General features: G+C 68.1%; 6 protein-coding genes and 1 pseudogene. 3 read left to right on the plus strand and 4 right to left on the minus strand.

What is annotated here, in order from left to right; all coding sequences use genetic code 11:
* The 4 genes and pseudogenes from VD972_RS06560 to VD972_RS06575 all read right to left on the minus strand — a co-directional run.
* Positions 1–279, minus strand: a pseudogene (locus VD972_RS06560) (head protein); the annotation flags it as partial.
* 319 nt (positions 280–598) lie between these two features.
* A complete protein-coding gene (locus tag VD972_RS06565) occupies positions 599–2,083 on the minus strand; it encodes a hypothetical protein (RefSeq protein ID WP_324982372.1) in 1,485 nt (494 codons plus the stop codon).
* A 139-nt stretch (positions 2,084–2,222) separates the two neighbouring features.
* A complete protein-coding gene (locus VD972_RS06570; RefSeq protein ID WP_324982374.1) occupies positions 2,223–4,673 on the minus strand; it encodes an ABC transporter permease in 2,451 nt (816 codons plus the stop codon).
* A 131-nt stretch (positions 4,674–4,804) separates the two neighbouring features.
* Positions 4,805–7,258 carry an ABC transporter permease gene (locus VD972_RS06575; RefSeq protein WP_324982377.1) on the minus strand — a complete coding sequence of 818 codons (2,454 nt, stop codon included), beginning with the start codon at positions 7,256–7,258 and terminating at the stop codon, positions 4,805–4,807.
* A 194-nt stretch (positions 7,259–7,452) separates the two neighbouring features.
* On the opposite strand from VD972_RS06575, the gene VD972_RS06580 reads away from it, so the two are divergent.
* From VD972_RS06580 to VD972_RS06590, 3 genes are all read left to right on the plus strand, one after another.
* Positions 7,453–9,075 (plus strand): ABC-F family ATP-binding cassette domain-containing protein, encoded by a 1,623-nt coding sequence (locus VD972_RS06580; protein WP_324982380.1) that lies wholly within the window; start codon positions 7,453–7,455, stop codon positions 9,073–9,075.
* Positions 9,076–9,165: 90 nt separating this feature from the next.
* On the plus strand, positions 9,166–10,068 hold the full coding sequence (locus tag VD972_RS06585) for a flagellar motor protein MotB (protein WP_324982384.1): 903 nt from the start codon (positions 9,166–9,168) through the stop codon (positions 10,066–10,068).
* Positions 10,069–10,194: 126 nt separating this feature from the next.
* Positions 10,195–11,076: AAA family ATPase (locus VD972_RS06590; protein WP_324982387.1), on the plus strand; the 882-nt coding region annotated here is incomplete at its 3' end.

Raw genomic sequence — 11,076 nt, forward strand, 5'->3', positions numbered from 1 at the left:
GCGGTTGTAGACGAGCAGATGGTACTGGTCCGCAATCAAGATGTAGGCGGACGAGGGCGGCTCAGGGTGCTCCTTCAACCAGGTCTCCGCTTCCTCGCGTGAACCAAACGCCGCTACGACGAGGGGAGGATCGTCAGACACAAGGTGCTTCCGGTAGTCCTCGAAGGCATAGAGCTGACCTGTGGATTCGATGAACAGGAGAGCCTCAAACAGGACGTCCAGCACTTCCTGCTTCTCCTGTGCCGAAGCGTTTGAGCCAAGCTCCTCAAGGAACTTCATGGCTCCGGAGATGAGTTTGCGTGTGCTCATCGCGGCCCCCCAGCGACTTTCCCCTCTGGCTGGCTCGGGGTTCTTGCGAACATGGACCCGCTCCTCATAGCCTGACCAGCGCTTCGCCCAGCCTTGCGAAGCTCGCTGCGTCCATTCCACTGCGCTGCCACTGCCGAATCCGCTTCGCCCACTGCTCTCGGGTTTCTCGTGCCATCCGCTCCGCGTAGCGTGGTCACGCTCTCGGTGGCCGACGGTGCTCGTCGGACGGATACGGGGTTCTTTCTGACATGGACCTGCCCACCATAGCCTTTTCAGCGCCTCCTCCCGCTCAGTGGAGGTGGCGCTGGCCTCCCCCCATGCGCAGCATCACCACCGCCATGGCCCCAGCCACCAGATTGCCTCCGGGCGCCATGGCCTCATAAAGCTTCCGGTCGCGCTCCGGAGAGGGTGGCTCATGGTTGGCTTGTTCAACCAGCAGGCGCGAGCGCATGTCCGGCTCTTCGCCCTGCGCAAGCCCCAGGGCGAGCACCTCCCGCGCCTCGTCCTGCCGGCCGAGCGCCGCGAGCTGTCGGCCCAGGTGCAAGTGGAACCCGGTGACTCCCGGCGCCTCGCGGATCCCCCGGCGCGCGAGCTGCACCCTCTCCTCTGCGCTCAGATCCGGACTCTCGAGCTTGCGCAGGGAGGTGAAGGCCAGGTGGGGAATCCGCCCAGCGGCAATCCCCGCCGTCAACCAGCGCTCGGCGCGGCAGTGGAACCAGCCCGGGGCCAGTGCTTCGACTTCGTCGTACCAGGCCACCGCCTCGCTCGGGCGCTGGAGATAGAGCAGCGTGACGGCCCCGTCGTAGCGGGGCTCCGGCGCATGGGGATCGAGACGGCTGGCCTCGCTGAAGAGTGAGAGCGCCTCCTCGAAGTGACCCTCCTGCCCTCTCTCACGGCCGCGCTGGACCAGCGCCAAGGCACGTGCGAGGCCGATGCGATTGCGGCAGAAAGCGAACCGTAGGTTTCCCTCGATGACAGGCGGGAGCTCATCGAGCTCGAAGGATGCGCCCGAAAGATCGGCCACGACTCGATTGAGCGGCTCGCCGCGCCGGACAATGTCGGCGAGCTTCTTGAAGCGGCGCGCTCGTGCCCCCTGCCCCATGTGCTCCAGCACCGTGGCGTACTCCGCGGCGACGCTCGCGGCCTCGGCGCTCTGGCCGAGGTAGCGGTGCGCTTCGAAGAGGCTGCCCAGGGAGGCGGCGATGCCTTCCGCGTCATCTCCCGTCCGACAGTGCTCGAGGGCCTGCCGAAAGAGCGGGACCGAGGCCTCGGCGCTGCCACTCTGAAAATGACACGTGGCCATCTGGCCCGAGGTGATGGCCTTCATGGACTCGGCGCTGCCGCCTGACAGCCCACGGATCCGCTCGGCCTCGGGCGCGAGCAGGGCCAGAGCCCCCTCGAAGTCGAACGTCTCCATCAGCTTGCTGGCGCGATCCCGGGTCTCCTGCCAGCGCACGATGGGATTGCCGGCAGGGGGACCCATCATGAGCTGGAGCAGCTCCGGCCGGTTTCGGGCCTCGGCGAAGCACTGGGCGATGCCCACGAGGCCCTGGCCATAGCGCTGAAGGCGCGCCGGATCCTGGCGGGCCTCCTCGGGTACCTTCTGCCAGGCCGGAAAATATTCGAGGATCTCTGTCTCGTGGGCGGTGCAGAGCTGGGTGAGCGCCGCGCCGTCTCCAGAGTGGACGGCCTCGAAGAGGCGCTCGCGCAAAGAGTCAGGTGAGGCAGGGGCTGCCGGCGCAGCGCGGCCAAAGAGCCGATCGAAGAAACCCATGAGGCGAAGATACGCGGTCTCGGATCTCCCGTGGGTGAACAACTGCTCCGCAGTGTGGCAGCATCAGAGGCGGGTACCGGAGAGACACCTCGAATGAGCGACCTGAAGCCTGTGGAGGTCGGTGGCTACACCAGGGACGCTACTCCGAGCGCAGGGCCACCATGGGATCCACGCGCGAGGCCCGGAAGGCCGGCAGCCACGTGGCCACCAGCGCCACGCCCATCAGCACCGCCGGCGCTGCCAGAAACACTCCCGGATCCACCGGGCTCACTCCGTACAGCAGCTGGTCCAGCAGCCACGTAAGCTCCGAGGCGCCCCACAGGCCCAGCACCGCCCCCACTCCGGCCGCAGACATGCCCTGCCGCACCACCAGCCACACCACCGCGCCCCGCGTCGCCCCCAGCGCCATCCGCACCCCGATCTCCCGAGTCCGCTGGTTCACCCGATAGGACAGCACGCCATAGAGGCCCACCGCGGCCAGCACCAGCGCCAGGCCTGCCATCAGCCCCAGCAACAACGTGTTGAAGCGCCGGGGATCCATCGAGCGCGAGAGGATCGTCTCCAGGCTCATGACTCCCGTGACGGGCAGCGCCGGGTTCACCGTCCACGCCTCGCGCGTCACGGCCTCCGCGAGCGGCCCCAGCTCCCCCGAGCTGCGGACCAGGATGCTCTGGGGGAACAGCCGCATGAAGCGGGCCAGAAAGGGCGCCGGCATCTGCCCCAACGGGACGTAGACGATCGGCTGTGGCTCCTCGTGCAGCCCCAGCTCGCGGACATCGCTCACCACGCCGATGATCTCCCGTGGCTCGGGGTCGGCGATCTGCGGAATCGAGCGTCCGAGAGAGATGCGCTGCCCAAGCGGCTCCTCCCCAGGCCAGTAGCGACGCGCCGCCGCCTCATTGATGAGCGCCACGGGCTTGCCTCCGTGCCGATCCCGATCATTCAGCAGCCGGCCACGGACGAGCTCGATCTTCAATGCATCGAAGTAGCCGCTCGCCACCGGCCGGTAGTGCATGAGCCCATGCCCGGTGGTGTCTGCCGCCGGCGGGCGGCCCTCGACGGTCAGGTCCAGCCGAATGCCCGCCTCCAAGGGAAGTGTGAACGCAAAGCCCACCGCTTGGACCTTGGGGAGCGCGCGCACCCGCGCCATGAGGGTCTCCGCGAACGCCTCGAGCGCCTCGGGGCGGCCATACGGCCCCTCGGGCAGGGGGAGCTTCATCGTCAGCACCTCCCGTGCGTCGAACCCCGGAGGCACGCCGCGCACGAGGAAGAAGCTCTTTGCCAGCAACGAGGCCCCCACCAGCAGGATGATGGCCAGCGCCACCTGGCTCACCACCAGCATCCACCGCGTGCGACTCCCCGAGCCTCTGAGCGCCCTTCGCGGCACGCCCACCTGGAGAGAGCCTCCCGGGTCCATCCGAGTGGCCTGCCACGCGGGCAGCACACCGAAGAGCAGCCCCGCCAGCATCGACACCCCCAGGGTGAACGCGAGCACAGCGCCGTCGATGTGGATCCGCTCCGGCAGTGGAACCCCTTCGGGAACCAGCGCGAGCAACGCGGGCAGCCCCCAGGCAGCCAACACCAGGCCCACCACGCCCCCGGCCCCCGACAACAGTACGCTCTCGGTGAGCAGCTGCTGGGCGATCCGGGCCGGTCTGGCGCCCAGCGCGGTGCGCACAGCCAGCTCCCGCTCCCGGCTGCTGGCGCGTGCCAGCTGCAGGTTGGCCAGGTTCACGCATGCGATCAACAGCACCAACCCCACCGCGCCCAGCAACATCAGCAGCGCGGGCCGTACCCCCCGAACCCTCAGGGTCTGCAGCTCGCCCGCATCCAGCCAGTGCTGTGTGCGGACGGCTCCTGGCCGGCTCGCTCGAAGCTGCTCGCCCTGCGCAGTCACCAGGGCTCCCACCTGCGCTGGATCCACGCCGGGCCTGAGGCGGCCTGCCACCATCAGGTAGTGCGTGTCCTCGATGCTCACCCGATCGAGCCGCAGCGGAACCCAGAGCTGGGACTGACCGGGGTAGTCGAAGCCGGGCGGGGCGACCCCGACGACGGTGTAGGGCTCGCCATTGAGCTCGAGGGAGCGCCCCACTGCGTCCGGGTCTCCCTGGAACAGGCGCTGCCACAGCGCATGCCCCAGCACCACCACGCGCGGCCCGCCGGGAACATCCTCCTCCGGCAGGAAGCCCCGCCCGAGCACGGGGGTGAGGCCGAACACCTCGAAGAACGACCGCGTCACCCGCGTGCCCGTGAGTCGCTCGGGAGCCCCCTCCCCGCTCAGGTTGAAGCCGCTGTCCGTCACCGGCCAGGCCGCCAGCGCCGAGAACGGCTGCTCCTGGCGGAGCAGGAACGCGTACTGCGGCGCCGAGAGCGGAGCCTCATCCCGGCCCGGATCGTGGCGGATCACCCGGAAGAGGCGATGGGGCTCCGGAAAGGGAAGCGGCTGCAGCAGCACCCCATTCACCACGCTGAAGATGGCGGTGTTCGCACCGATGGCCAGCGCCAGCGAGAGCATGGCGACCGCGGTGAACCCAGGGCTCTTCCGGAAGAGGCGGGCGGCGAACCGGAGATCGTCGCGCAGGTCGGACATGCATCCCTCTCCGGGGATCCTCCCTACGAGCGTCGCCAGTGTCCAGCAACTGCAGTCATCTTCTCCTCGAGGCCCCTGGCAGAGCCCCCAGGTTGATCACGAATAGCATAGAGGGAGCGGCCCCTTCGCGGCTAATCGGCTCTCAGGGCCACCATGGGATCCACGCGCGCGGCCCGCCGCGCCGGCAGCCACGTGGACACCAGCGCCACGCCCACCAGCACCCCGGGCGCCGCGACGAACGCCAGCGGATCCAGCGCGCTCACGGAGTACAGCAGGCGCTCGAGCAGCCGCGTCAGCCCGAAGGCGCCCACGATCCCCAGTGCCACGCCCACCCCCACCGTGGACAGCCCCTGGCGCAGCACGAGCCACACCACCTCGCTCCGAGTCGCCCCCAGCGCCAGGCGCACCCCGAGCTCCCGGGTGCGCTGGTTGACCAGGTAGGACAGCACGCCGTAGATGCCCACCGCGGCCAGCACCAGCGCCAGGCCCGCCATCAACCCCAGCAGCAGCGTGTTGAAGCGCTGCGAGCCGAGCGAGCGCTCGACGACCTCCTCCATGCTCGCGATGTCCGTCACCGGCTGCAGCGAGTCCACCGCCCAGATCTCGCGCTGCACAGCGGCCGCGAGCGGGCCGGTGTCCCCCGGCGCGCGCACCACCAGTCCCTGCGGCAGCAGGCGCACCATCATCGTGGAGAACCCCAGGGGCATCTGCCCCACGGGGAGGTAGAGGATGGCAGGGGGCTCTTCCTCCAGGCCCGTCTCGTGCACGTCCCGGATCACGCCGATAATCTCCCGGGGCGCCGGGTCCGCAAGCTGGGGTACCGACTGCCCGATGATGATGCGCTGCCCAAGGGGATCCTGCCCCGGCCAGTAGCGACGCGCCGCCGCCTCATTGATGATGACCACGGGAGCGCTCCCGTGCTGGTCCGTGTCGGCCAGCAGCCGCCCTCGCACCAGGCCGATCTTCAGCGTCTCGAAGTAGCCGGGCATCACCGGCCGGTAGTGCGCGCTCCCCTGCCCTTCCTTGCTGCCGGGGCCCTGGTAGCGGCCCACGATGGCGAAGTCCATGTCCGCTCCGGGCCCGAAGGGGAGCGTGGGCGCGAAGCTCGCATCCTGGACGCCCGGAAGGGCTCGCACCCGCTCCAGCACCTGCTGGGCAAAGGACTGGAGCGCCTCCGGGCGGCCATAGCGCGCCTCGGGCAGGGAGAGCTTCATCGTCAGCACGTTCTGCGGATCGAGCCCGGGGGCCACGCCGCTCAGGGTCGCGAAGCTCTTCACCAGCAGCGAAGCCCCTACGAGCAGGATCACGGCGAGCGCCACCTCGCTCACCACCAGCAGCCGCCGCGTCCGGTTCCCCGAGGGCCCGGAGGTGGCGCGAGACGCACTCACATTGATCGAGCCCTGCAGGTCCGGCCGGGAGGCCTGCCACGCGGGCAGCAACCCGAAGAGCAGCCCCGTGAGCACCGAGACACCCAGCGTGAACCCGAGCACCGAGCCGTCGATGCGGACCTCCTCCGGGATGGGGATCCCCTCGGGCGCCAGCGCGAGCAGCGCGGGCAGGGCCCAGATGGCCAGCAGCAGCCCCAGCGCGCCTCCAGCGCTGGACAGGAACAGGCTCTCGGTGAGGAGCTGGCGCATGATGCGGCCCGGGCTCGCCCCCAGGGCGGTGCGCACCGCGAGCTCCCGCTCCCGGGAGGCCGCGCGCGCCAGCTGGAGGTTGGCCAGGTTCACGCACGCGATCAGCAACACCAGCCCCACCGCCCCCAGCAGCACCAGCAGCGCGGGCTTCACGTGCCGCACCCCCAGGGAGTGGAGTTTCTCCGCATCCATGAATTGCTCGTCGCGCACCGCCCCCTGGCGGCTCGCGCGGATCTGCTCGCCCTGCAGCTTGACCACGGCCCCCACCTGCGCCGGATCCACACCGGGCTTCAGCCGGCCGAGCGCCACGAGGTAGTGCGCATCCTCGGTGCTCGCCAGATCGAGCTGCGCCGGCGTCCAGAGCTGCGCTTGCTCCGGGTGATGGAAGCCGGGCCGAGTGACGCCGACGATGGTGTAGGGCTCGCCGTTGAGCGCGATGGAGCGGCCGAGGACGTCCGGGCTCCCTGCGAAGCGGCGCTGCCACAGGCCATGGCCCAGCACCACCACGCGCGGCCCGCCGGGAATATCCTCCTCCGGCAGGAAGCCCCGGCCCAGCGCGGGAGGGACGCCCAGCACCTCGAAGAATGGCTGCGTCACCCGCGCCCCCATGACGCGCTCGGGGAGACCGTCCCCGCTCAGGTTGAACCCGCTGTTGAGGGCCGGGTAGGCCGTCAACTTCGAGAACGGCTCGCCCTGAGCGGAGAAGAAGGTGTACTGCGGGACGGAGACGGAGGGGCTGATCCCATCGGCGTTGCGGCGAATCACCTGGAAGAGCTGCTCCGGCTCCTGGAAGGGCAGCGGCCGTAGCAGCACCCCGTTCACCACGCTGAAGATGGCGGTGTTGGCGCCGATGGCCAGCGCCACCGTGAGGATGGCCACCGCGGTAAACCCTGGGTTCTTGCGAAGGATTCGGGCGGCGAAACGGACGTCTTCGAGCAGCTCGGCCATGGGGTCCCTCTCCGACCTTCCCCTACGCACGGCGGGGAAATCCGATTGCTGGGCTGCTCTGCGGCCTGTCACTTTGCGAGCGCCAGGCCGCCCGGATGCTGGGGGGAAGCCTCTGCCTCCTTCATCCGTTCCAGGGTATCCCCCAGGCCTCCTGGCTGTGCTAGGTAGGCCGCCCTCTCCTCACTCGAACACTCATGATCCGGCTCGACAACATCGGCAAGCAGCACGGCCAACAGATCCTCTTTGTGGAGGCCTCCGCCCAGCTCAACCGCGGCGAGAAGATAGGCCTCGTAGGCCCCAACGGTGCGGGCAAGACCACCCTCTTCCGCATGGTCATGCAGCGCGAGCACCCTGACGAGGGCCAGGTCTCCGTCGACAAAGGGGTGACCGTCGGCTACTTCGACCAGGACGTGGGCGAGATGTCCGGGATGTCCGCGGTGGCCGCGACCATGGACGGTGCCGGCCCGGTGTCCCAGGTGGCCGCCGAGCTCAAGGAGCTGGAGGCCGGCATGGCCGATCCCGAGCGCATGGACGAGCTGGACAAGCTCATCGAGCGCTTCGGCGTGGTGCAGGCCCGCTACGAGGAGCTGGGCGGCTATGCCCTGGAGGGCCGCGCGAGAGAGATCCTCGCCGGCCTGGGCTTCACGCAGGACATGATGGACGGGGACGTGGGCTCGCTGAGCGGCGGGTGGAAGATGCGCGTGGCGCTGGCCCGCATCCTCCTGATGCGCCCGGACGCCATGCTCCTGGACGAGCCCAGCAACCACCTGGACATCGAGTCGATCATCTGGCTGGAGAACTTCCTGAAGGGCTACGAGGGCGCCCTGCTGATGACCAGCCACGATCGCGAGTTCATGAACCGCGTGGTGACGAAGATCATCGAGATCGACGGCGGCACGCTGACCACGTACTCGGGCAACTACGACTTCTACGAGCGGCAGCGCGCTCTCGCCGAGAAGCAGCAGCAGGCCCAGTTCGAGCGCCAGCAGGCCATGCTGGCCAAGGAGCTGAAGTTCATCGAGCGCTTCAAGGCGCGGGCCTCGCACGCCGCCCAGGTGCAGAGCCGGGTGAAGAAGCTGGAGAAGATCGAGAAGGTGGAGCCGCCCAAGCGCCGGCAGACGCTGCTCTTCGACTTCCAGCCGCCGCCGCGCTCGGGCGACGACGTGGCGAAGCTGGAGCAGGTGGTGAAGGGCTACGGCAAGCGCCCCGTCTACGAGGGGCTGGACTTCCTGGTTCGCCGCGGCGAGCGCTGGTGCGTGATGGGCGTGAACGGGGCGGGCAAGTCCACGCTGCTCAAGCTGATCGCGGGCGAGTCCCAGCCGGATGACGGAGCAGTGACGGTGGGCTCTAGCGTGAAGATGGGCTACTTCGCCCAGCACGCCATGGAGGTGCTGAAGCCGGAGCTGACGGTGTTCGAGTCCCTGGTAGAGCGCTTCCCGCGCGCCTCGCAGGGCTCGCTGCGGGCGCTGGCCGGGTGCTTCGGCTTCTCGGGAGACGAGGTGGAGAAGAAGTGCCGGGTACTCTCCGGCGGCGAGAAGGCGCGGCTGGTGCTGGCGCAGATGCTCTACGATCCGCCCAACTTCCTGGTGCTGGACGAGCCCACCAACCACCTGGACATGGCCACCAAGCAGATGCTGATCACCGCGCTGGCCAACTACGAGGGCACCATGCTCTTCGTGAGCCACGACCGGCACTTCCTGGCGGCCCTCTCCAACCGGGTGCTGGAGCTGACGCCCGAGGGCGTGCACAAGTACGGCGGCGGTTATACGGAGTACGTGGCACGCACGGGCCAGGAGGCTCCGGGCTTGCGGAGCTGACGCGGACTCCGGGTCTGAGTGTTTTCTACGCCCAACCCGCTACGTTGGGCGTAGAGTGAGAGCGTCATCCCGTCACGAAAGATGCGCTCGATGGCCCGTCACTCCTTCTCGCTCTGTCTCCTCGCGCTGTCTCTGCTGTCCACCTCCGCCGTTGCCCAACCACGGCTGCCCTCCTTCGATCTGCAGCGGCTCCAGTTCGAGCCCAGCTCGCTCGGCTCGCTTGTCGTCGGCACGGGCCGGACGCTGGATCAAGGCGTCTTCCGCGGCTCGTTCCAGGTCCACTACGAGCAACAGCCCCTCTCCTTCGATGAGCGCTGGGATCCGGCTGCAGGCCAGGCGCTGGTCGAGGGAAAGTTCACCACGCACCTCACGGCGGCCTATGGCGTGCTGCCCTGGCTGCAGGTGGAGGCGCAGCTGCCCGTCATCTTCAACCAGACGGGCACGCGCACCATCCAGGCGGTGCCACCCTCTCGCGCCGGGATGGGCACTCCCTGGGTGGGGGCTCGCACCGGACTGCTGAGCGTGAAGAGGGGCGCGCCGGTGAACCTCGGGCTTGGCGTGTCCGCAGGGCTCCCCGTGGGCAGCAGCGATGCGCTCGCTCGCGAGGACTTCGCGGTGTTCCCCCGGCTCCAGCTCGGCGTCCAGTCGGAGGGGTACCAGGCGGGGGTCGAGGTGGGTGCCCTCCTGCGCAAGGAGGTGGACATCAGTGAGATCTCTCAGCGTGAGAAGGATGTGGTCGGCAACGAGCTGCGGCTGGCCGCCACGGTGACCTCGCTGGGCGGAAAGAAGACGCGCGGCGAGCTGAGCGTGCTGACGTCCGTGCCGCTCGGCGGCGGGCGGATGAGCACGGAGGTGCTGCTGGCCATCCGCCGGCACGCCTTGCCCTGGCTGGATCTCTACGTCCTCGGTGGGCCGGGGATCGGCACGGCCTTCGACACGCCTTCCTTCCGTGTCATCGCCGGCGCCGCCTTCTCCAACGGCAAGATCGACTGACGGGATCTCCCTCGGCGCACGCGTTCACTCCTCGAACTTCACTGCAAGCGCCGCGCGAGGCTTTTCTCGCCTTCGCGGCGCCCCGGCTGTAGCGTCGATCCCTCTATCCGGGAGTCGATTTCCTCGATGAAGGTCCGCCGCCTTGAAATGAAGTCCTTCCGCGGCTTCCGTGAGCTCTCCCTAGAGTTCAGCGGGCAGGTGACCATGCTCGTCGGTGTCAATGGCGCCGGTAAGACGTCAATCCTCGACTGCCTCGCGCTGCTCCTGTCTCAAGTGCCCTCGGAACTCATTGAGAACAAGGGACATAGCCGTCGGCTCTATGAAACCGACATCCAGAACACCGAAGCCCACACCCTCAATACGATCGAGGTCGCTTCTGAAAACCAATTTTTCCTCTGGTCGCTCGCGATGGCGCGCAAAGGACTTCCTCGGCGAGCATCGAACGATCTCGCAGGATTGAAGCAGTTCGTCGAGACTTTGGAATTTCGGCTTGACCAGCTGAAGCAGCTCCCGCTGGCGATCTACTACCCAGTCAATCGAGTTCCAGCGACGGACACTCCGCCGCGCGTCAAATCAGGTCGCATTTACGAATTTGAACCCTTCGACGCCTACGCCGAGGCGTTAGGGGGAACTGGACGGAACTTCAAATCCTTCTTCGAGTGGTTTCGGGAGCGAGAGGACCTTGAGAACGAGCAGCGCCTTCAGGTCGATCAAAGCCATCGAGATCGCCAACTGGAAGCCGTAAGAACTGCAATCGGGACCCTTGTCCCTGGCTTCTTAGGCCTCCGCGTTCAACGTGCTCCGCTAAGAATGGTAGTTCAAAAAGAGGGAGTCACCTTGGAACTCGATCAACTCTCCGATGGGGAGAAGGGCCTGTTGGCTGTGGCCGGAGACCTGGGGCGACGTCTGGCGATAGCCAATCCCAAGCTTCAAGACCCGCTGTCCGCCGAAGCTGTGGTGCTGATCGACGAAATCGAGTTGCACCTCCACCCGGGCTGGCAGCGCATG

The organism is Hyalangium sp. (genome assembly GCF_035629615.1).
GTDB lineage: Bacteria > Myxococcota > Myxococcia > Myxococcales > Myxococcaceae > Hyalangium.